Raw genomic sequence first — 23415 nt, forward strand, 5'->3', positions numbered from 1 at the left:
GCTGTGGTACCAAGCCGCACGTTGGGCGGCGCCTGCGCGGCGCCCAACGTATTCAAGGCGCTGCCGCGATTCCGAACACGTGCAACTTGCCTTCGTTGGACTGCCTCGGCAATGTGACGCTCGCCACCAGCTTGCCGGGCGTCAGCGGCACCGACTGCGCAAACAGATAGGTCTTGACGCCGTCGGTCGAACCGTTGCCGGCATTGCGATACGCGGTGGTCAACGCGATCGGGTCCACCGGAGCCGCGCTGCCGCCATTGAGGGTCCAGTCGTCGAAGGCAAGCGTGAACGGCGTGGTCGTGCCGTCGGCATAGGTCACGAGCGCGGCGCCCGATCCGGGGCCGTTGTTGGCCGAACCCAGCAGAACCAGCGAATGACCGGCCGTGCCGGGCGGCATCGCAATCGTCTGTCCTACCGCGACCGCGTTGTCGAGCGGTCCACTGGACAGAACGAAGCTTGCTCCGCCGACGACGAGAGGTTTGCCCGGCGCCGCGCCGGCCGCCGCCAAGGCGGTCGACGAGTAACTGAACAGAGAGCCGTCGAAGTCCGAACCGAGGCCGTCGGTGTCGCTGCTGCCGTCGGCACTGATGCCGTGGTTGTTGAAAGCATCCGCCACGTTACGCGCGACCGGCACCCCATAGGTCGGAGGCGCCTCGGCCGGGTTCGAGCCCCACTGCGAAGGTGACGAACCCATCGCAAAGTTCAGCGTCGCGCCGTCGGCGAGTGCGTCAACGTCCAGCCAGGAACTATTGTGAGCCCTGCCATTGACGGTGAGCCCCTGCACATAATTCGCGCTGGGCGCACCGGGTGCATTGATGCGCAACGTCTTGCCGTTCCCGAGATGAACGACTATCGAGGAAAATTGCGGGCTGCCGATCGCAAAGCCCCCGACACCCGGGATCTCCGGATAGAGGCCCAGCGCGCCCCACACATACCAGCCCGACACGGCGCCCAGGTCGTCATTGCCGGGCAAACCGTTCGGCCCCGTGCCAAAGGCGCTCGCCATGATCTGCTGCACGACATTCTGCGTACCCGACGGCGAACCCGCCCAGTTATACAACCAGGGCACCTCGAAGGTCGGCTCGTTGCCCATATAGAAATTGGGCAGCGTCGTACCCGCGTTCAGCACGGTAAAGAACGTGTTCAGCCGCGACACCACCGCCGTATTTCCGCCAAGTTGTGCGAACAGCCCGGTCGGGTTGAACGGCACCATCCATGTGTACTGCTCAGCGTTGCCCTCCACGTAGTTGTCGGTGCTGCCCTGGTTCTCCGGAATCCACGTGCCGTCGGAGTTGCGTGCGGCGATCAGAGGCAGCGTCAAGGAAGTGTTGAGCAGGTTCTGCCAGTAGGCCGAGCGGCTACGCAGCATTTTCTGGATCGCCGTGTTGCCTAGTGCACCGGCAAACTGTGAGATCGCGAAATCGCTGCTGCCGTACTCCAGCGTGGACGAAGCCTGCCCCCATTCACCGTTCGTGATGTAGCCGAACTGTAGATAGCTGGCGCGCCCGCCATTGGTCGTCACGCCGTTGCACGCGGTGCCGGGAATGTTGGCCATCTGGATCATATGGCTCAAGGCGCCCGCAGTATCAAACTTGCGCGCACCGAAAGCATATGCGCCCGCCACGATAATCGAGCCGGCGTCGCCCGGCATCACGCCGTCTTCGACGTTGTCATTCACCCAATGCGGAATTGCCCCGCACTGATCCGCATCGTTGACGAGCGACTGCGCCATATCGCTCGTTTCCTCAGGAAATAGCGTGGCTTTGAGCGGTATCAGCGAACGATAGATGTCCCACCCCGAAAAGCTGGTGTACTGCGCAGCGTGGCCAGCGCTGACCTGATGAACCTTCTGGTCGAAGCCGATATATTGACCGTTCACATCGCTGAATACGCTCGGTGCCCATGATGCGTGATAGAAAGCCGTGTAGAACTTTGTCAACGCTGTGGTATCACTGCTGCTTACCTGAATGGTGTTGAGGCGCTGATTCCATATCGCATCGGCAACCTTCCTGACACCGTCAAAATCCCAGGAGGGGTTTTCTTCCTGGAGATTATTTTTGGCGTTTGCGATGCTCACATATGAAATACCGATTTTCATCATGACAGTGGCGCCTTTGCCGAAATTCATCACGGCAACGCCATTGTTGAAGGATGAAGTCTTTACAAATGGCTGACCGAACTCCGCATAAAAGTACACCGGGACATTCGTTGAATTACCGCAAAAATGGCCACCCGTGGTACTGCCCGAAATGGTTCTCGCGTCGACCTGCGTGACCGAGCCGGCTACGCTCGTCTGCGTGTTTGTATACGTCGTGTTGAGCACGAGCGTCGAAGGCTGATTGTCAGGATAGGTGAAGCGGCCAAAGCCGGTACGCAGGGTTGCAGTCAACTCGACCTTGACCTGGTTATCGAGCACTACGGAATAGGCTCCCGCTACTGACTTCTCGTTGGTATGGCTAAACGTCTGCGTGAGCGGCCTGGTGGCATCGAGCGTCGGCATGACGGGGAATTCGCCGTCATTTCCGGAACAACCGGCGCCGCTCATATGGGTGAGACTGAAACTCTGGATCGAGCCGATGTCGTAGTAGTAACCGGCCGGCGAACCGGGCTCCGCGCTGTTCGAGGGAGCCGAGGTGGTATTCGTATCGGGTGCCCACTGCACCATGCCGTTCGGCAGTCCCGCTGCCGGCACCACACTGCCAGCCTGCCCTGCTGGCACGGGGTTCGGAGAGTTGCTGGCCAACGTGCCGATCAGCGGGTTGACATACCGCGTCAATTGCATGGTGCCATGATCGGAAGCGGGAGTTTGCTCGGCGGCGACAGCCGCGTTGGCATTGCTGGAACCGGCACTGGGACTACCCTGAGTTGTTCCCTGAAACTGGTCAGCCGCGACAGCGGCGGAGCCGGACTGGCCTGGACTATCTCCTCCACAACCCGCCAAAGAACCAATGATGATCATGGCGGCCGCAAGACGGCGTAAATCTATCATGGCTGTCTCCTGAGTATCACTACGCGTATCTGGTTTTGTTTAGTTATCCTGTTTATTCAAGTAGCATGTGGCATGTGGCTCGAAGTCATGCTATACGAGACATTTGAATGGCGTCAATTGATTATCTATTGGCGTTTTGTGTTTATCAGAAATTACTAAACAAGCGAATTCATGACGAAACTTCGCGTGTTAGGCGATTCGCATAATCGGTCCAACATGTACGAGCATGTTCACGACGAAGACGACCGAGTTCATGCGTGTCAGATTTTCATGCAGGCGCGCAATTGCGCTAAAAGTGCCCGAACCGGTTATTCGGATCGCATGAGTGAACTCGGCTGGACGACGTCCAAATCGATCAGGCTACGGCCATCGAGCAGGAACGTTCGATGCGTGCCGTTTTATCAGCCCATAGGTAGGAGCGAGCGCATGATTGAAGCTACTGACTTTCTGGCCATGACAGCTGCCTTACGCGACGGTTATCGCAATGAGGTCGTCACGACGGTCAACAATCACGACATTCACGTCAGCGTGATGGAAGTGCCGTACTTCTGGCATTTCCATCCCGATTCCGATGAGACGTTCATCGGAATCGAAGGCGTATTGATCATTGATTTTGAAGAAGGGGCAACGGAGTTGCGCGCGGGTCAGCTGCTGACCGTCCCCGCAGGCGTGCGCCACCGCACTCGTCCTGGCGGCGCACGCTCGATCAACCTGACGGTGGAAAAAGCCAATGCCACGACGATCCGCTGTGACGCTCCCCGGAAAGGGTGACTACATTGCCGGTCAAACGACGGAGCAATCGAGGCCTGCACGTTGTCCGGCGCCGTAAACGGCATCGCACAAATCGATTGTGTATTGGCCATTCATGCCCTCGTACAGCGCGTTCGACAGCGAGACGACCGTCAGTCCACGTGCGCGGTCGACGAACCACCAGTGGCCGTAGACTCCGCCCCAGCGCCACGTCCCTGGCGATTCCGGCGATGCCGCTGCGCGGGGATCCCGCAGCAGCGAAAAGCCGATCCCGAAGCCAACGCCGGGCCTGTCCGGCAAATCGAAGTCGCCGGTCTGCACGCGCCCCATCTCGTCCACGAGCGCAGATGGAAGCAATGCCCCACCGCCCGCGCGCAGCGTGTCCAGCACCTTCAGCACGTCGCCCGCGGTGCCTACCATCCCGGCGCCACCAGATGCGAAAGCATGCGCGTCGAGCGCGCGAGCTGTTGAATATGTCACCCCAACCGTTCCTTCCACTACAGGCACGGTCTCGTTCTCGGCAAGCCGGTGCGGCTGTGGCGTGTCGTTCACGTACGGTGTCGCGAGCCTCGCGGGATCGAGCGCGACGAATGCCGTGTCGCGGGCGCCAAGCGGACGAAGCACCAGCGCACTGACTGCATCGCCGAGTGGCATGCCACAGACGGCCTCGATCAGCGCGCCCGTCACGTCAAGCGCGACTGAATAGTTCCAGCTCGTTCCGGGCGCATATAGCAGTGGCGCGCTCGCGATCCGGCGTACGTTTTCGCCTAGCGTGACGGCTGTCCCGTCGAGCCCGTCCGATACGCCGGCGAGCGCATAGGGGCCGTTCGCATCGGCTTCCGCAAAGCGGTAACCAAGGCCCGCGCTATGCGTAAGCAGCTGACGCACCGTGATCACGGGCACGCGGCCGTCAGGGAGCGCCGGGCGGAAATCGGGCAGCCAGCGGGTAACATCATCGTCGAGCGACAGCTTGCGTTGCGCCACGAGCACCATTGCAGCCGTCGAGACGATCGGCTTCGTCACCGACGCGAGCCTGAACAGCGTGTCCTCGCGCATCGGCGCGCGCGACCAGCACTACGGCACCGACGAGACTCTGCGCGGCGATCGCCCGCGAAAGCACCGCATCGACACGCTCGGCGAGCGCGGCATCGGCGGACGGTTGCAATGACGATGCTGGACTGAGCGGCATAGACGGCTCCTTCGTGATCGGTCTCGCCGTTATCTTAGGAGAATCCGGTTCGCGATCGCGATCAACCCATGCGCGGGAAAGGACATTCGGTGGTTTGCATGCTCGGCAGGCGAATGCTGTCATTTGTACTTCGGCTCCGCGCCACGCTGAACGTCCGCCCGGGGTCGACTACGGTCGGACCCATCAGGCGGTATCCGATGGGGCCGATCAAGCAGTTTTACAGGACTGCCAGGTAATACGCAGCGCCAGTAACGGCCGTTGCGCTAGAGGCAAGCACCCGCGCCATCGCGCCTCACACGCCCTGCAGGTCCTGAAGCCGCTGAATGACGTCCGGCCATCCCTTGCCCATACCCTGAAAGGCTGCCTTGCCGAGCGGCGAATCGAGATCGAAGCCCTTGTGCTCGAGTGACAGGCGGGTACCGCTCCCTTCGGCTGCGAGCCGCCAGGTGATCGTCGTGTTCAACGTGCCGGGTGCGAACGAATAGGACAGCAGCCGTTCATGCTCGACGGCGACGACCTCACAGGGCTGCAGGCCCCACGGCCCCATATCCAGCGTGAAGCGATGCCCGACGACCGCGCGCACATCGCCAGCCGCCCACCATCTGGCGTGAATGGCAGGGTCGGTCAGGGCAGTCCAGACCCTGGCCGGCGAGTGCGGAATGAAGCGGGTGAGCTGGATGAGTCCGGGTGCTGTCATCGCGTGTCCTTGTCGAGTATTTCAGTGAGTGCATCCAGGCGCTGCGCCCAATACTGCTCGAACGGATGCAGCCACTCCGCGAGCTCCCTCAGCCTGCCTGCGTTCAATCCATAAAGGCGCTGACGTCCACGCGCCTGTTCCGTGACCAGGCCAGCAAGGCGCAAGACCTGCAAATGCTCGGAAACCGCCGGGCGGTTCACGGCGAACGCGGACGCGATCTCCCCGGCTGCACGCGGGCCACTGCGCAGCATTTCGAGGATGCGTCTGCGCGTCGGGTTCGCAATCGCCCCAAAGACATCGGTCGTAGTCATTCGCACAGAATACGTCGGAAATATCCGACGCGTCAATCGCCTGAAACCGCTCGTCCTCGTCCCAACAGACCCTCGTCGCGCACTCACACCCCATATGGGGAGACATCAAAGTCTGCGGGAAAAAATGCTCAGAAGGCCAGTATCACTGTTGATGCTCCCACCATGACAAATGGCCAAAGTCTGCGGCAGCAACCGCTGCTTCTCAAGTTCGCCCCGTTTCCAAATACAGAAACTCTGCGGGAGCGCCTTCCGACAAGACATCCGAAGCCGCCAGTAAAAAGGGATGCATCGAAGAAATGCTGCATCGTGCCAAATCTCTCTCGAACAGCCATTTTTTCTGCGAGCATCACACTCTGTGAGCGAATTGCGGCCGCGATGTTCATCGTCGCAATTGGCGGACGAGAAAAATGTGGAATCCGATGGCAATCTGAGCAGACGTCGCTACACGTTCGATCGCGCAAATGCAAAGTTTGCTGCATTCACAGTGCAAGGGCGTCCCAATGGCAGAACATAAAAGGGAGGAATCGAAACTCCGACGCACCAGAGCATCAGAGGGCCTGTCTACGCGGCGAGCAAACCCTCGGACATCATGACCTAGCTGACGAAAAGCCGGTTCGAACCCTGTGCCTTTGCTCATCGCTTAGAGACTGCCAATCACAGTGTGTTAGACGCTCGAATTCCCTACAATTCCTCGGCCTTCGGGCTCTCGGCAATTCGCAAAACCAAGTACAAACTCGCTCTACGTAGGCAGTTTTCGTTTCGGACAACTGTGAAAACACTCCCTTCCAGCTTCCATTGTGCTCAACGGCAGATGTAAATCCCGCTTTCCGAACGATAGCCGACCTAGTGATATGAACCGGTGGTTCCGTGCGAATCAAATCATCGTACGCTTCGCGGACATGCTGCAATCTTGCTTCGGTTAATTGATTCCTTGAACGATGAATCATACCCTTGGACGGCGCACTTTGACTTTTATTAAACTTGATCAACCATTCATGATCATGTAGTGCAAGCTTTCTGTATATTGCAGCTCCCTTACTATAAGCAGATCTAATTCGACCTTTTGGTGGAGCAGACAGGACCAGCGCCCGCCATTTTCCCCTCAGCTCCTTGATCTCAGCTTGAGGAAGTCGTTTCTTTGGAACTGCTTTAGTACCTCCTGGCGAAGCCTTTATCCTTTTCCACGCAACAGCAGTACCCAAACTTATTCCGATCTCGTGCGCGGCAAAGCCAAGACCGCAATCAGTGGACAGCAATACATCGAAATGTTGTTTGTAACGCTCCCCATATTCTAACGGCACAATATGCACGGCAGAATCGTCGGGATTGGTTAAAATCTTATAAGTCATTCCACACGAGCACGTAACTTTCCAGCGTTGCGCCGTCCTGCCCCGAACCATGGCACCGTACGAGTCGCAATCTCGGTGCAAAGCACCCGCACATTTCGGCAATATTGGCAAAATTTCATCAATAGATACACTTGGAATGAGTGGCAAATGTGTTCCGGGACAAGAAATGCGGGATTCCAGTAGGGATTCCGCTGCCAAAAATACGAACGGATTGCGAAGACTATTCGCGTTTGTTTGCCCGCGGACAACATTCCACCACGCCGCTATTTTCCGTTCGTCCAGCCCTGTCAAACGACAGTAAGTTACGCCAAAAAACACACGTAAATCATTAGCCAAGGCCCCCTTCCTCAGACGGCCATCTGGCATCAGAAACCCTGCATCGCGTACCAAGCTAAGATAGTGGACTCGCTCCCTGGTGTCCCCATTTGTTTGCTGCCGCGCACTTTTGATCGCAACGCTTTTGATTGCCTTCGCTTCGGCTGCGGTAACGTCCGAGATAGCGGCCGAGTCGCTCTTACGAACAAGTGGTTGTAACATCGCGGCTAGCACTACATCGCCCCGTGATTCGCCCGCTGCCTTCAGTGGGGTAAGGTGAACATCACAGTAATACGTTCCGGGAAGCTGATGGCTAATTTTGCAGTAAGGCGCTATCCCCGAGCGATTCCAGTCAGCCAAACATTCGTCGCAATATCGCGGCCTCGAGTCACGCTCCAATGTCAATTTTCGCTTCATCCGCAGTACGCCCACGCCAGGAGGATTCTGCATGATCGCGCGCATGCTCGACCGTAGCGCCGATGATGCCATCATAGTCATGTAATTGAACTCGGTATTATGCTCGATAATTTGATCGGCATCTAAACCCCAATAGTCTCGCGTCTGCAGCGCTAAATGAGAGATGCCACATGGAAATCTCGTCCCAGCTCGGCAAGGATATCCAAAGAGTCGCCGGCGAAGATCTTGGGTCGACGCTAACCCCATATATTCGGCGTAACGGATGATGTTGTTTTCGAGCGTTTCCCCATCCTGAAGCGGAAATAAAGAAGTAGCCATCGTGAAATCCCTCATGATTGGTGTCGGTCGAACGTTCGAGCTGGCTCAGCGATTTAAACACCGGTCGGAATGTGGCACTCCGGCACCCGTAGCAAAAAGGCCTCGAAGCCGTACATTAGCAGTTCGTAGTCTGGCGACAATCAAGCGATCGTCAGCTATCCATCTCGACAAAAGATTCCTTTGTATGTTCGCTAGCGCGGATCAAATGTTCTTGTGATTAACTAATGATTTGTCGAATTTTTTCCCAAGTCGGTGAACGAAGAACGCTTAGGAGGTGTCCGATTCGCTAGGTTGAACGCCGAAAACCATTCGCGGTCGTATCGACACAATGTCCTATATAGTTTTGAATCGACGCGATAGGCTGAGGTAATTCGCTTTTCCGGCGGAGCGCTTCGAACGATGGAACGCCAGCGGTCGCGCATGCGCTGGATCTCTGCCTGCGACAATGCCTTGTGCTTCGCGAATCCGGGCCAATGCGCCAAACGCAACAACGCTTCAACTGACAGACGAAGCTCTCGCGAGACGTCTTCGACACTGACACCATTCGCGAGCATCCTGCAAATGTGGTTTTGATACCGCACGCCATAAGCCTCCACGGCGAGTTCCGCCCTTCTGGCTCCCAACGCATAGGACGTTTGATATGACACTCCACAGGAGCAGGCGAGCCTCCATCCGTTCCCCTCCCGCGCGCAATCTCTCCACCGGTCATTGGGCCGATGAAGAACTCCGATGCACGAAAGCTCGGTTATATTTAGATCGCTTTTCTTCTCGTCGCTCTTGGAAGACTCCATCTTCAGAACTGCAGTGCCGTTCGGCATCGCAGGTACAAACGATCCCGGTAAGGCGCATCGCTGTGCCAGTAGTGATCCGATTGCGATAAACAAAAACGGATGACCTGGCTCGCAAGCTCTCGCCGGGTCCATGATGTTGCGCAACCAACTCGTCAATCTCTGTCTGGTCAGGCCCGCAAGTTCGCAGTATTCCTTACCGAAATGTCTCAATAGAGATGCAACTAGGCCGTGATGGTCCACCCTTCCGTTTGGCCATACGAACCCTGCAACCTGAAGCCATTCACGATACTTCGTCGCCGGAGGGAAGGTTTTGCTCCCCGCGCTGTACTGAGCACTACGTCTGGCCACATCCTCAATGGCAGACCACTCCGTCAATGATGCTGACGTCAATATCTCTTGGTCAGAGCTTTCCTTCAGAGTCACGACCGTCAAGTCCCGAATATTTTCCGAAGGCGGCGGCGTGGTTACTGCTCTTAGCATCCTCGAATGCTGCGAACAGACGTACACGCCGGGCAGTTGATGATTCACCATCCAGTAGGGTGGTATGGCCTTCGCTCGCCACGCCGACAGACATTCTTCGCAATAGCGAAATCTTGTCACACGCTCCCCCATCCATCCGCACGCGCTCCTCCGCGAACATCTTCCCGCAGGCTGATCAAGCATGTCCAAAAACATCCGATTTCTTTGTGCCTCGGATAATGTCAGGGTCGCGTAATGGAACTCGGTGTGGCCTTCTATAATTTCTTTTGCATCCAGGTTCCAATAGTCTCTGGTCTCCTCGGCAAGATGGCGAACTCCGCCAGGAAGTTTGGCATTGGGTCGACAGGGATGACCGAATAGTCGCCGCCTCAGCATTAACGTGGTCCCAAGACCAACGGAGTCTCCATAGCGCCCCAGATTACTGCCAATGGTCTCCCCATCACAAAGAGAAAACAGTGCGATTGCCATAGCATCTCTCCCTGGCCCGAAATGAATCGAAACACTGCATAGCTTCCGAAAATTCACGTCTCAATCTATTTTCATTCGTATACCCACAAGCCTTCTCCTCAGGATCTGCCGGTCTGATCGAGGCGACGACGACAGGCAGAGCTCGCGGGCTCACGGCACCTGGCATGAAGGAGCATAGGAGCATCACTCCGCATTGGGAGGCTAAAAATAAACTGTAGGCGGCCGAGGCCGCCTTAGATTTTCGCCGCTATTTGATGACCTCCTCCCTGGACTTCGTTGCGGGCTTCCTTAACGAATCCGAGGGCGCCTTCTGTTGGTAGAAACGGCGCGCCGCCTCATTGCTCAACTCCTGCGAGGACGCAGCTGGATATTCCCGTTGTACAATGCCCACAAGCGACGACGCCAGTTGCTGGGGTACTCCAAGGAGCATGAGGCGGGACACAGCATCGATTGCTGACTCAGTTTTGTCATGGTCCATAGCGGCCTCATAGTAGAGGTGCCGCTTTGCCTCCGCCTCCATGGTCCCCACGATGTCGTCCAGCGTGTCGCCCAGCAGGTCATCGTACTCAACCATCCGTGCCTTGTTACCGGACCGGACCGCGGCCAGCATCGGCCGGAGCGATTCCATCTTTTCGTCGAAGACATCACAGAAGATCTGTTGCGACAGTCTCTCGGCCTCGGAATAGATTGCGGCATACTGCGCCAACTGGAACAGCGGAATCGCAATTCCAGGCAGACCTTGTGTCAGGGAATACAGATACTTCCGCACGCTCTCGGATAGAGGAGCCGCATTAGCAAGCCACTGATATTTTTGCAGCTGGTTACAGAACCGCCCCCAGTCTTTCTCGCCAATTCCGCTCCAGGTAGTCACGCCGTGGCTGCTAATACGCCGCGCAGACCGTAACGTCTTCCGGAAAAGCTGAGCCGCGTTCGGGGTTCCGCTGACAATGACGGGAATCCCGACCACGTTGGTGAGATTGACAAAAAAATCAAAGAGCGGATCGTTCTTGGCGACCGCATAGAGGGCGTTCTGCATCTCGTCAAGAACAATGAGACCTGTGTGGTGAAGCCGGGTAACCCGATGCAGTTTGTTTGCGTAGTCCGCCAGCGTAGCCTTCCGTCCGATCTCCGCCATGTAGTCGGTCCCAAGCAGGTCGTCAAAGGTCAAAATGAGAAGCTTGAGTGTGTCCTTGAGACTCGCACTCCGTGGACAGTCTATCTTGACCCATACCACCTGGTTGACACCGTACTCCTTATGATGGATCACCTTGGGGAACAGCCTTAGTGCTGAGTGCAGCGCTGTAGTCTTACCGCCCCCCGAAAGCCCGAAGAGCCCGAAGCAATGTGCATGGGACCGCTGATGCGGGTAAATGGGAACAAGCCTCCCGTCGCAATTCTCCCTGTAACGATCCCAAATATCTTGAGCTGCATCTCCCCGAATATCTCCTCCGACGTAGTGCTGGCGAATCATGAGTTGCGTCGTGGTCACGACATCAAGATGGGCTGGAAACGCGACGACAAGATTGGAAAGACGCCCGATTGCGTGCAACCGGTACTCTTCGCTCCTTTTTCGCTCGGTCTCAGAAAAGGCAACGGGCACGTCGAGCGCCCGGACGATCGACTTGTTATCCCAGATTGGTCCCAAGGCCGAGTTCAGCAGATTGCCCCGGTATTCTGGCAACAGATCGTCGCCATCGTAATACTGTGCCTCGACTGCCTCGACACATTGCCTCACGGGAACGGGTTCACGCGCTTTTGCACCCGATAGTATTTTCTTTACAGAGTTCAGAATGGCCATAATTCTCTCCTATTCGTCCGTTTGCACAAGCCACTGGCGGGCACGCTTTTCACGAAGCTCTTTCGTGGTCATTTGGCCAGCATCGCCTGACGGCACACTGCCCTGATTTACCGACTCTCTATAAGCATCTCCTTCCACGTCATACCGGTTCTGTGGCGCCGCATTCGTGCTACCCTTTGCTTGCAAGGTCTTCATAAATTTCTTGAACGACGCCCCAGTTTTCCTGCGTTTCCGCGTTTTCTGCGGGCCATCCAGGTCTCGCGTCCCCGCCCCGACAGACCGCTCCATTTGGCGCATTTCATCCATATCGCTGATGTCCGGTCGGGTCATACCCGCCTCCTTCAAGGCCCGTGAAGTCTTTGATGCCGCCTCTTGGCCGATCTTTGCGATGTTATGGTCTGTCATCGCACGGTCAGGCTCGCCCGCTTCTTCCGCCATGCCGCGATTCGTCGCGTCGATATCGGCCCATAGAGCCTGCTCCTGGTACGTCAGTCCGCGCAGCTTCTCGTTCTCGCGATCAGACAACGGGCAGGAGATCGGCTCGCCCAAGCCATATAGCTGGATGGCACTGTTGTCAGAAGAGTCGTAACCAATTTCGACGAGTGACTCGACCTTCTGTCCTCGGAACATGGCCTGACGCTCGAGGAGCGAAGGCGTAGGACAGGCATAGTGCAGTCCGTTGTGGAATATTCCGTCGCCATCGATTGGGACCGTCACTTTCGGCATCACTCTTGCACGAAACTCAGCCACGTCGACATGTCTTCCGCCACCATTGATCTCAGTGCCATACGCCCACAGGTTCAAAGGCGTCGGAGCAAGTCCACGTTCCACCATGTCTGGAGGGGTGGGATAGCCACGGATGATGCGTTGGTTGTAGTTGAGCACCGCGTAGCAGACGACCCGACGGAATTCCTTAATATCAAGCGCCGCATCATATGCGGGATGGCCAACACCACGGTCGAACGACCCTTTCTCCACAATTCCAGGGACAAGTGCGTTCCAGATTGCAGGGATGATGCCAAATCGCCGCTCCATTACGCTGCGGAGGTCAGGTCGAAAAGCCGGCGCATTCGCCACTTCAACCCGGAAATGCTGGATGAGAGCGTGTGCCTTGTGTACGCTGCTTACCTCCCCCTGGTCCGCATACAGAACTTCGCACAAGCGAGCAGCGGGCCACCGTCTCTCGTCGATGCAGATATCGAGCGACCGGCAAAATGCGACCTTTGGACTGATCGCGTTGGCGAGCGCTAACATCGCCCCATCCCAATTCGGGGAATCGAACGTCACATAGAACCCAACCACCATTGCCGAATAGTCGTCGACGACAAGATACAGCGTGGGCCTGCCGATGACCTTGGTCCGCAAGACTTGACTCACGAGGTAAATGTCGGCGATGGTCGCGTCAATGTGAAAGCGCTCGCCCGGCCCCATCGACGTCCGGAGCCGACCGGTCAGTGGGCGCTCGTGAAGTAGATAACGTCGAAGGCCAACGCGATGTATGCGCCGTTCTTCATAGGAGTAGTTTTGCTGGATATAGTATTGCAGTTGCCGCTTCGTCAGGACGATACTATCGCCGAACTTCAGTTCGACCATTTCCCCCCTGTCATTGTAGACAGCCCTGTCCCGTAGATACGTTCGCCGTAGCCAGTTCAACGCCTGCTCCAGGGTCTTCTGTGACCTCCGTCCCTTCGAGTACGCAAACGATGCATAGTAATCAGCAGCCTGCGCCAACAATTGCTGCACGTCCTCGTTCCGAGCTGATGCCTTTCGCGTCCTTCGGTGAGGATTCCTACCTGGCGTATTTTTCCAGTTACGTGTTTTGCCTTTGCCACCACATCGGTCGTAGTCATCGGAGGCCGCTGCGGGGGTCATTCCCTGCTGGCAAAAACGGCGAAGCGTCCCATAAACAGTGTCTTCCGATATTCGGGAGACTGCGCAATACCTCAAAATTCTCTTCCTGCGGGTTTCCTTATGAAGCAGCTCCTCAAACTCATCGCCAAGAAACGACGGCTCAGCCAACTTTCCGTCAGCTCGGGGCGGTAGGTCAAAGGTCAACAGTCCCGCAATAATCTGCCATCCGCTTGACTTGGTCGGGTCCTCCGCGATCTCGCGATATTTTTCAGACCTCCGGTACAACGAGAAAGGCAGGACGCGTCTTCGCTCAGATACATTGCCCGGAAGCTTTGGCAGTTTTTCGAGTGCGAGCTCAGGCTCGACATTAGTCGACAGTCGGCGAAGCAACTCATCCGTCTTGAGCTTGAACGGCAATGCCCTGCGACAGGCCGCTGACTTTGCTTTATGCTCGATGTCTATCAGATGGGTCCACCTCGAGTTCTTCCCTGTTTTCAATACGATGTAGATGCGCTCACCATTGCGCTCTTTTAGGACCTCGCAAACGGCGACTTCGCGTGGGCAATTCGATTGCATCGACATTCGAGCCTCCGCTAAGGGTTGGCGTATTAGGAACGTTCCTCGTTACAGCGTGGCCACCAGATCTCCTCCAGGCGTAGGTCGAGCGGATCCCGAACGTCAAGGTCAAAGGCCAACCGCCTGGCACCCGCGAGTTGCCGGAAGGCGCGCACGCCCGATCCAGAGGGAAGACCAAGCGTCAGGTCAGCGAGTCTGCCGGCGTCGACGACCCGCAGCTCTTTCTGTCGTCGGACGAGGCGAAGCATCTCGCGCTGCGCCGTTATCTCGGCGCCAGACAGCTTGCGCCCGACCGTGTCGTTGTGCGCCCGAAAAATCCAGGCCAGATTCTTTGAACGAGGTGCGTGCATGCCATCAGCCCGGACTACCGAGTATGGAACTCCTTCGTTTTCCCAGGTTTTCTGCTCAATCCGCTGCGAGGGCGTCAGTTTGCCTTTGGGGCCACTGCGCCTCGACCTGACCGACCTCGCCTCCCGGTTATGAGTCGTTCCTCGCTCCGTGAAGTAGACCAGGTCTGTGCTGAGAACCGCTGCCTCATCAAGGTCCCGATAGGTCGGGTGGTGAACACCGATTGATGCCGCCGCGCGTCGCGTTTTGTCTCGGTCAAGGGCAACCCGTTCGAGGATCAGCTTCACGTCAGACCGGTACCACCCTTCCAGGAATTCCGCGTGCTCCGCTTCGGACATCAAGTGAAGCTCATCAAGCGCCGCCTTCTCGCAAGCCAGTCTTGTCCTGGTCCCGGATCCGGGCATCTCTCGCGTGTGCAGCCACCGGTAGTGAAGTCCTTTGCTGCGGGCCTCCGCCTGCTCTTTCAGCTTGCGCGCACGCGTTGCCTTTTTCATGTCCCGGGTTCGCTTCTTCATGTCAGCCTCCAGAATGGACTGCGCGGGAAGGCGTGCCACGGCACATCCGGCGCAAATTGGACATACAGCCAGCCCACAATGGACCGCTGGCGCAGCGAAGCAGCGGCTATTCGACGCCTGGCCAGCAGTCTGGTGAGACCACGACGGTTAGCGCAGGCGACACTCTCTCAGCAGTCGCGCGATGGCATATTCGTTACGGTATGCAGCGGCACATGCGACCCGCTGTGCCGCCTCGCCATCGGCTCTGCGTGCAGCATGAGGACCTTGCACACTCGTGCCGCCCACCCGTTCGCCGCGAACCTCGCGTGCTTCCGCATATGTCACGTTCTTGAGGCGGGAAATGCCGGACGACTTGACGTCCAGGGCGGGAGCGGGCACTTCCCGACCAATGTGCTTTGAAGCGATGCTGCGCTTTTGCGGCTCCAGACAATCCAGGAGCATGCGAAAATTCCGACGCAAAACTCCGCTGACAGGCTGATTACTCAAAGGAGTCCTGCATACCTTGTCTGAAGATTTGCGTACCTTCGTAGTCTCTGACCTGTGTTGGCCGTGTATTCGCTCAGCCGACTATCCAGGGTGAGCTGCTTCAGCCTGAGTCCGCAACTCGTCAAGGCTAACTTGAAGATCCCGGCCCGCTCCCGCCTGGGATCAACCGCGCAGATGACGTAGCCTCCGCAAGCGACGATGTTCGCAATCAGGACCGCCGCCGAGACCAGGTTCTGACAATCCTGATCGGGTGCATCCAGTCCGATGACCCTCGCGTCACGGTCTGGGACTCTCTTCACGATCCTTTGCAACGCACCGTCAAGACTGTCTGACAGGCTGCTTTGTAGCACGCACGGTCGCGGGTACGCCCCCTCATCAAGCCATACGCGCCCTGCTTCCCGGCACGCGATGCTGATCAGCTCAGCCTGACGATTTCGGGACCGGGGGCCATTCAACAGGAGAACCTCGGCCGGGCTGTCAGCGAAACATTCAGCGTCCGGCGCGACACCCCGTACGTTGCTCCCGGCAGTTTCAACCTGCTGCGCGATTTCAGACGGCAGTTCAAGCGGCCAGGATTCATATCCGGGCGGCGCTTCCAGCGGTCGCACCGCATCCCGCCTGCCGAGGCCGGTCTGACTGCGTAGTTGCCCACAAGTATTAGACGAAAGCATTGCCTTTCTCCTTCGGAGAATGGTCGACAAATGGCCTCGTCGGCGCAGACCCCGAGTTCCGCCCGGAAGCAGAACCGGCGGCGCCGTTCGAGCCGACAAAAACGGGAGGTCCCGTGTGTCCACGGGGCATCCGCTTTTTCTTTGTGCTGATTTTCTGGCCGCACCGAATCCTTTCCGCGATTCGCGTAATGACTGACATTGCCGTCCGGAGCAACGGATTCGCCATGAGACAGTCTTTAGCCCGCTTCCTCCTTTCGTGCTACCGGGCCGGCGGGCGGAACGCTACCGCTGATCCGCGTGCTTCATGCGTCACAGTTCCTCAGCGGTTCGACGGAACGCCATCGCTGCAGAGATCACATTACATAATTCAATCCGGAATCCTTATTTACTACCCGCCATATCTGTGATTGCCCTGCTTGACTACCGGCTCGTCCGATCCAGCAGAATGCGAGTCACGCCAAGCCCTTTCCGATCGGCATCTGCGGATTCGGCTCTCTCGCATCCGGCTGAAGCGAAAGGCTCCGCCCGTTCGCTGAGGCAGGACCGCTTCGGGCCGGCCGCCCGGTCACATTGCGTCGCTTGAATTGATTACCGGCTTTTGGGACTTCGACGGCGTACGCAGCCCGCACTGCCCTGCACACCGGCGTTAGCGTCGAGCGAGTTCCAGAATCCGGGAACGGTACCAAAGTGTCGTTCGATTACGCTTCGAAGGTCAGGACGAAAGGCTGGCGCATACCAGACCTCAACCACGAACCGGCGAATGAGCGAGTGTGTCTTGCCGCTAAATTCCTTTCCCTGGTCGACATAAAGGAAATCAAAGACGTGACTGGCTGGGCGCCGTACTCTTGCCCGAGACTTCGCAGCCGTAGGGAAATAGGACGTCCAATGTGCGGCAGTGCCTCCCGCACGGCTCTCCGGAAAGAGTGGCTCGCGAAGCACCGTGACGCCCAGCAAGCGCAGGTTAAACCTCAGCAGCCGCTCGTCACCGTATCTCCCGTCGACGGCGCAAACAATTCCGGCGCACAGGTTGGCTAACCCGTGCAACTCAATCGCGTCGCCAGTGGATGAAGTCACGTGCTGGTCGACTCCGTCGATGCCGACAAGGACCGGTCGCTCCGGGAAAACCGTGCGCAGCGCTGCTACCAGACCGGCGACTCGCTCGAATAGTTGGACGCGAAGTTCGCCTGGTTTGCGCTGAACCATCAGCACTTGCTTATCGTAAGCAGCTAGCTGTCTGAGGCGCGCCCACAAGGCGTCCCTGCGCATGTCTGAGTCCGGTCCGTCCAGGAATCGGATGGTCCGGTGCCCCTGAAGGCTCGAGGTTTCAGCCGGCCCCGGAATCGGACCGCCCCAGGCCGCCATCCTGGCCTCCAGCCTATGTTGCGCATAAACCCGCATTCGTGAATAAAACGCCGATAGATCTTCCCGCGCCGTCTCCGGCCGCGTTGCCTGCCGCTGCACGGGGATCCGGGCTGCCACCCTTTCCGGTCTGATGTCGGCTCGGTTGTCTCCGACGATGGGTCGAGTTTGCGCTGGTCTTCCCCACCGCCGGGAATGCATGGACGAGTCCATTCCTGCCTCCGCTGTTCAGGCTCTTGACACGAGGCCGGATTGGGCAGAGTATGACGTTGTCAGTTGTCCACTCTGGCTATCAGGCCGGGAAGAGCGGGCACCCGGTCGGCAAACCGGGTGCCCGTTCCGTTTTTTGCTGTCCGCTTTTCTTTACGGCCCTTGTTTCATGGCCAGGTGCCTCCGCTGTTGAACTGCACGATATGGCATTTCGGCCCTCTGAGACGAACTTCCAGAGTCTCACGCAGACCGCGCGTCGGACTTCGGGCCAAAGCGCTGCGCGGCCCGATTTCTGCGGCGGCGACGCCTCCCATCCCTCAGCGTTGGTAAGGTCCGGATCTGCCACACGTCTGGCCCACATCAACAGTCCGCCAGTCGCGTCATGGGCATTTCCGGGCGGATGAGCCCGCGTCCTCCGCGGATCCGAGTCTAGGCAGCCCTTTGTGAAATTCAAGCCTCACGAATGCTGCGTGCGCTCCGGAGACAGCGTCCCGTGAGAGGGACCTCACGTCCGCGGCCCTGTTCGCTCCAGATCACCGACGGTCCATAGTTGAAATTTCACGTTACTGGCGCGACTTCTTTACTTCGTCAATGAAGCTAACCAGCCGCTACAAGGACGAGGGACGAACGCCGAACGTAGATGCTTAAATGCAGCTCATTTCATGTGAAACTGTTTTTGTCGGCACATGATATGACAAACAATGTCGGAATTTCCGTCGAGCCAGGCCGGGCGGCCGTCTCCGATCAGTTAGCACAACTTATGAAAATTGCAGGACTGGCATTTCACATGACACCAATGCCTCACCAGGCTCACCGGATGTTCCACCTCGATGCTGCACTTCGATGACCGTCTGCGCGGCATGACATCTTGCGCATTGCGCCATTTCATGGTCAACCATGAAGTCGCATGTCATTTTCATGCTTGGGGCAATGTGTAGTTGTACGACTTTTATAGGACGTGAATGCCACCGTCCCGCAAGGCGATGCAATCACCCTTGCTGCACCACGGAAAAATAATCTTGCGCCGCGATGCTTTTTTTATGCGTCCGGCGAAGACCGCCCCCCCGGAAGAGCGCTGCAATCCGGCAGCCCGCCGTCGTCTTCGAACGACAGCAACAGCATCGGCAACCAGGTCCTCACCGCTTTCGCATGCCATGTGATCAACTGCATAACCCTGCCAGAGCGCAGTCGGGCACCCGTGCCCCCTGTCTGAAGTGACATTCACCGGCGACCAATTGCGATAAATGACCTTATCGCCAGTGGCGCCGCAGCGGCCTAAACTGGTTGCATGAGAACCGTCCCTGTCCGCGTCCAACCGGTCACCGGGCCGGGGAACGGACTTTCCGCCGGAACGCCCGCTGCCCCGCCCGCGGCATTGCCCGACCTCCCCGACCTCCCAGAGCTCGCCTCGCTCGCCGCACTGCGCGCCTGGCACGAGGGGCTCACGGCGCGCGCGGCCGTCACCCGCTACCTCGATGACCCGCGGGCCGACCGCCAGTCGTCGCGCGGCGTGATCACCCGCATCCGCCGGCAGCTCGCGGCGTGCGCCCACGCCCGCCAGCGCGACGACCTGATCCCGCTCTTCACCCTGCCCGCCGGCCGCCGCGGCCGCCACGCGGCAGCCGTTGCCCACGCGATTGACATCCTGCGACGCACCGCTGTGCCGCAACCGCGGCTGACCGACGGCGTCGGCGCATGGCTGCCACCGCGTATCGCGCAGGTGTTGTGCACCGTCCGCATGAGGACGCTCGCCGAACTGACGCTGCGCGTCCCGCGGCGGCGCCTGTGGTGGCGCAGCATTCCCGGGCTCGGGCGCACCGGTGCGCATCAGGTCGAGGCGCTGTTCGCGGCGCACCCCGCACTGACCGGCCAGGCGTGGGCCCTCGTCGAACGGCTTCAGCCATCACGGGAGGACGGCATTGCGCCCTGGGAGCACCTGCAACCGGCACCGGACCTCGACGGTTCACACGGGCGCTTCCGGGCCCCGCGCCGCGCCTGCCTGCTCAATGCCCGCAACGACTACGAGGGCGTGCAGGCGTGGCTGGCGCTGCACGAGGCACCGCACACCGCGCGCGCGTATCGCCGAGAGGCCGAGCGGCTGATGCTGTGGGCCATCGTCGAGCGGCAGCAACCGCTCTCGTCGCTCTCCACCGAGGATGCCGTCGCCTACCGCGCGTTCCTGCGTCATCCCGCGCCGCGGACGCGCTGGACGGGTCCGCCGCGGCCACGCGACTCCGTCGAATGGCGCCCGTTCGCACGCAGCCTGTCGCCCCGCTCGGCCGGATATGCGCTCGCCGTGCTCAACGCCCTGTTCCGCTGGCTGGTCGAGCAGCGCTACGTGCTCGGCAATCCGTTCGCCGGGCTGACGGTGCGTGGCGGACAGCGCACCGCGCCCTTCGATACGGCGCGCGCACTTACCCGCAGTGAATGGCGGGCGGTGCGTAACCTTGCGAACCGGCTCGAGGGCTCTCACGGCTGGCGAGCGCCTGCGGCGCAGCGGCTGCGCTTCCTGCTGGATTTTCTGTACGCGACGGGGCTGCGGGCCCATGAACTGGTCGGTGCGACGCTGGGCGACGTGCACATCGATGCCAGGGGAAAATGGTGGCTACGCGTCACCGGCAAGGGCGCGCGAGCCGGTACGGTGGCACTCCCGCCGCTTGCGCGCGAAGCACTCGAGCGGTACCTCCGGCAGCGTGGACTCCCGGTGACGCGCCGCCGATGGGAGCCATCCGCGCCGGTCGTGGCGTCGCTGGGTCTGACCGTTCACGGCAGGGACGCAATTACGAGTGTGCGACTGCGCCAGCTGCTGGATGTCTTTTTCGGGCTCGCCGCCGGGGTGTTTCTCGATAAGAACCCCGAATTTGCGGCACGCCTGCAACAGGCCAGCCCGCACTGGCTGCGTCATACGCACGCCTCCCATGCGCTGGCTGGTGGCGTGCCGCTTGTTGCCGTGCGCGACAATCTGCGGCACGCGTCGGTTTCGACCACGTCGACCTATCTTCACGTCGACGATGCGCGGCGCGCACAACAGGTCGGCGCCGTTTTCGGACGGACAGGGGCGCGCTCGTAATCCACGCCCGGCGCAACCCTCTCCGTTTCATTGAACAGCGTCGCGACAATAGTCTACGGATCGTGAGACCTCATCGAGGGTGATGCCCCACGCTCTCGACGACCGCAATCGCTCGGTTACAGCTTCTTCTCAAGTTCGGCCACGAACTCCCCAGCTGGAATGCCCAGAGCCTCACACCAGCTACAGAGTTCGACAACGTCCAGCCGGCGTTCCCCGCGCTCGCATTTGCTGATGAAGGTCTGTGTTGTCTCAAGGCGAGTAGCGACTTCTTCTTGTGTAAATCCAGCCTCTTCTCGGGCTGCGCGAAGCAGCTGAGCGAACAACCCGTACCGGTGGGAGTAGATAGATTTTTCCATTTGCGGCTCAAGGAGAAGAGCCGCAAGGTTGCATCCTGTTTTGGAATAGTCCAAAATAGACTATTTGCAAGCGGTGCTAGATGAAAGGACTTGCCCCAGCGGTAACTGCCCATTGATATGCCACGCTGACGTCAGAGCTGAACCCCAGACAACGCATGCGTCGGTAACAGACTTCATTTTCACTATCGCTCACTGCGAGAGACCCGCGCGACTGCGCGGAGGTTTGATGACGGAGATTTATTGGTGACTGCTCCTCGAGCTCAGCATCGCACACGGTTGATCGAAGATTTGGCAGCCGTGCGCCGGATGACCAAGATGGCTAAACACCCGCAACCCCGCGTATGGATGCTGAATTACCCGCTCTTCTTCCGCGCAGCCCTTTATCCCTGGTCATACCCGACGAACATTTCGCACTTTGGAATTCTGTGTGGGGTCGGCTGGTATCCGACTATTGAAGCGCTAGCGCGTGACGTCGAATCCGAGCTGCGTGCATTGTGGCGCGAACAATTCCACCGTCCGGACCAGATCGCAGCCTTGGAATATGCACTCGCAACCGGCCGCGCGACCTTCCCAGTCCTTCCCTACTGCACAGACATCTCGCAAGTCGATGGTGAACTCAAAGTGGAGTTTCAGTATGGGTCCATGTGCCCGGCGGATGTTGCGGAACGTATTCGCACTTACGTAGACAATGCAGTAGCGAGTTCTCGCTATATCTGCGAAAGCTGCGGCAGGTCCGGCAAGTTTCGCGAATCCTACTGGCGTCGTGTGTATTGCGATGACTGCCTTGTGCCAGAGGCCCCCTTGGAGCAGGCGTTGGAGCCTGCATAAGACGTGTCTGGTCACCCGGAGGAGTAGCGCATGCTCGAATACCGTCAGAACGCTGTCCTCGAGACAGCTGCCTGCATCTGCGACGGGTGCGGGCGGCTGATGAGGCCGGATGCCAGCGACGGCGAATGGCAGGAAAGGATGTCGCTCACGTGGCGCGGCGGCTGTGCTTCAGTCTATGGTCACCGCGTCGAGTTCGATCTCGATCTCTGTCAGCACTGCGTGAAAGCCATCCTGGGCGAGTGGTTCCGGGTTACGCGCCGGGACCGGGGCGACGGTCCACACGATTTGCGCGGCTTGGTGTTGGCCGAAGCCACGTCATCGCGCAAATCCGTCGCCGATGCTCCCCACTTCGATCTCCTTCGTGCGTTTTTCAAAGCTACCGACGAGTTCGTCGAGAGGAATGGGCTGCCCCTCGAAGCGAACGAGCAGTTGCAGGACACCAAGTCGATCACGGATCCAGCTGGCTGCGTGAGGTCGTCAGTCAACGTTGTGTCTGTGAATGGCACGAAAGCGTCGCGTGAGAAACCGAGCCTCGCGTGGCGGATCCTCCGCCTCGCAATGTATGTCTGGGATGACGCCACCGACGCAGACGCCTGGATGCGCTACCCGCATCCTGAGCTCGACGGCAGGACGCCCTATGAAGCTATGGTGACTAACGCCGCCGGCGCCGAACAAGTTGAAGCTATGTTGGGGCGAATCCTACATGGGATCCCGACATGAATAGCGATCGTAGTCAAGACTGCTTCGTGGCGGGCGCGCGCGTCACGCTCCCGAGATTGGAACGCCGGAAGTTCGACACCGCGCTCAAAGAAGCCGACGAGACGCTCGCCTCCGTCGGCTTGTACGAATGTGCCAACAACGGAAAAAAACAATGAAGCCTGAACTGGATGCCAAATTGCGCTCCGACTACCCCCTGATCTTTACCGTCGAACCGACTGTCGATCCCGACGATTCCGACGTGCCTCCTGTGCCTTCGCCATTTGCGATGCGGGGTTTCGAGTGCGGCGACGGATGGTATGACCTGATAGACGTCCTCTGTTTGAACCTGCAGCACGCAACGAAGAACGGCGCGCCACAGATTGTCGCCAGTCAAGTGAAAGAGAAATTCGGCGGACTTCGCTTTTACGCGAATGGACCAGATGGCGAACAGGCGGCCATGATCGGACTTGCGGAAACGATGAGCAAGCGCCTCTGTGAGGTGTGCGGCAATCGCGGCAAAGTGATTCGAAACGGCTGGATACAGACGCGCTGTCCCCAGCACGAAAACGACTGA

16 protein-coding genes and 1 pseudogene are annotated in these 23415 nt (G+C 58.8%); 6 read left to right on the forward strand and 11 right to left on the reverse strand.

Annotated elements, in window-relative coordinates; all coding sequences use genetic code 11:
- Positions 1-52: 52 nt before the first annotated feature.
- Positions 53-2989, reverse strand: coding sequence for a GH92 family glycosyl hydrolase (locus M3A49_RS00890; protein ID WP_266227108.1), 2937 nt, complete (start codon positions 2987-2989; stop codon positions 53-55).
- Between the two features lie 426 nt (positions 2990-3415).
- Here M3A49_RS00890 and M3A49_RS00895 point away from each other — a divergent pair, with 426 nt between their 5' ends.
- Positions 3416-3760 carry a cupin domain-containing protein gene (locus M3A49_RS00895; protein WP_266227109.1) on the forward strand — a complete coding sequence of 115 codons (345 nt, stop codon included), beginning with the start codon at positions 3416-3418 and terminating at the stop codon, positions 3758-3760.
- Positions 3761-3772: 12 nt separating this feature from the next.
- Here M3A49_RS00895 and M3A49_RS00900 read toward each other — a convergent pair.
- From M3A49_RS00900 to M3A49_RS00940, 9 genes and pseudogenes are all read right to left on the reverse strand, one after another.
- A pseudogene (locus M3A49_RS00900) lies at positions 3773-4928 on the reverse strand (serine hydrolase domain-containing protein).
- Between the two features lie 292 nt (positions 4929-5220).
- Positions 5221-5625, reverse strand: a complete 405-nt coding sequence (locus M3A49_RS00905; protein ID WP_266227110.1) for an SRPBCC family protein — start codon at positions 5623-5625, stop codon at positions 5221-5223.
- Positions 5622-5936: a metalloregulator ArsR/SmtB family transcription factor gene (locus M3A49_RS00910; protein WP_266227111.1), complete on the reverse strand. Its 315-nt coding sequence runs from the start codon at positions 5934-5936 to the stop codon at positions 5622-5624. The genes M3A49_RS00905 and M3A49_RS00910 overlap by 4 nt, the downstream gene beginning before the upstream one ends.
- Before the next feature lie 587 nt (positions 5937-6523).
- On the reverse strand, positions 6524-8335 hold the full coding sequence (locus M3A49_RS00915; protein WP_266227112.1) for a TnsD family Tn7-like transposition protein: 1812 nt from the start codon (positions 8333-8335) through the stop codon (positions 6524-6526).
- 221 nt (positions 8336-8556) lie between these two features.
- Positions 8557-10074, reverse strand: a complete 1518-nt coding sequence (locus M3A49_RS00920) for a TnsD family Tn7-like transposition protein (protein WP_266227113.1) — start codon at positions 10072-10074, stop codon at positions 8557-8559.
- A 247-nt stretch (positions 10075-10321) separates the two neighbouring features.
- The gene (locus M3A49_RS00925) at positions 10322-11872 is read right to left on the reverse strand and encodes an AAA family ATPase (protein WP_266227114.1); all 1551 of its coding nucleotides are present in this window, start codon (positions 11870-11872) and stop codon (positions 10322-10324) included.
- A 9-nt stretch (positions 11873-11881) separates the two neighbouring features.
- Positions 11882-14305 carry an integrase gene (locus tag M3A49_RS00930; protein WP_266227115.1) on the reverse strand — a complete coding sequence of 808 codons (2424 nt, stop codon included), beginning with the start codon at positions 14303-14305 and terminating at the stop codon, positions 11882-11884.
- Positions 14306-14331: 26 nt separating this feature from the next.
- On the reverse strand, positions 14332-15162 hold the full coding sequence (locus M3A49_RS00935) for a heteromeric transposase endonuclease subunit TnsA (protein WP_266227116.1): 831 nt from the start codon (positions 15160-15162) through the stop codon (positions 14332-14334).
- 1745 nt (positions 15163-16907) lie between these two features.
- Entirely contained in the window at positions 16908-17528 is a 621-nt protein-coding gene (locus M3A49_RS00940; RefSeq protein ID WP_266227117.1) for a hypothetical protein, read from the reverse strand.
- A 1648-nt stretch (positions 17529-19176) separates the two neighbouring features.
- Here M3A49_RS00940 and M3A49_RS00945 point away from each other — a divergent pair.
- Positions 19177-20958, forward strand: coding sequence for a phage integrase family protein (locus M3A49_RS00945; RefSeq protein WP_266227118.1), 1782 nt, complete (start codon positions 19177-19179; stop codon positions 20956-20958).
- 116 nt (positions 20959-21074) lie between these two features.
- Here the strand turns inward: M3A49_RS00945 and M3A49_RS00950 are convergent, their stop codons facing one another.
- The gene (locus tag M3A49_RS00950) at positions 21075-21314 is read right to left on the reverse strand and encodes a helix-turn-helix domain-containing protein (RefSeq protein ID WP_266227119.1); all 240 of its coding nucleotides are present in this window, start codon (positions 21312-21314) and stop codon (positions 21075-21077) included.
- A gap of 276 nt (positions 21315-21590) precedes the next feature.
- Between M3A49_RS00950 and M3A49_RS00955 the strand changes: the two genes are divergently transcribed.
- From M3A49_RS00955 to M3A49_RS00970, 4 genes are read left to right on the forward strand one after another with little or no spacing between them, the layout of a single operon-like run.
- Positions 21591-22142: a hypothetical protein gene (locus M3A49_RS00955; protein ID WP_266227120.1), complete on the forward strand. Its 552-nt coding sequence runs from the start codon at positions 21591-21593 to the stop codon at positions 22140-22142.
- Positions 22143-22172: 30 nt separating this feature from the next.
- The gene (locus M3A49_RS00960) at positions 22173-22862 is read left to right on the forward strand and encodes an MbcA/ParS/Xre antitoxin family protein (protein ID WP_266227121.1); all 690 of its coding nucleotides are present in this window, start codon (positions 22173-22175) and stop codon (positions 22860-22862) included.
- Positions 22859-23017, forward strand: coding sequence for a hypothetical protein (locus tag M3A49_RS00965; RefSeq protein ID WP_266227122.1), 159 nt, complete (start codon positions 22859-22861; stop codon positions 23015-23017). The genes M3A49_RS00960 and M3A49_RS00965 overlap by 4 nt, the downstream gene beginning before the upstream one ends.
- Entirely contained in the window at positions 23014-23415 is a 402-nt protein-coding gene (locus tag M3A49_RS00970; RefSeq protein ID WP_266227123.1) for a hypothetical protein, read from the forward strand. Before M3A49_RS00965 ends, M3A49_RS00970 begins: the two co-directional genes overlap by 4 nt.

It is taken from the genome of Paraburkholderia sp. CNPSo 3076 (assembly GCF_026343935.1).
Taxonomy (GTDB): Bacteria; Pseudomonadota; Gammaproteobacteria; order Burkholderiales; family Burkholderiaceae; genus Paraburkholderia; species Paraburkholderia nodosa.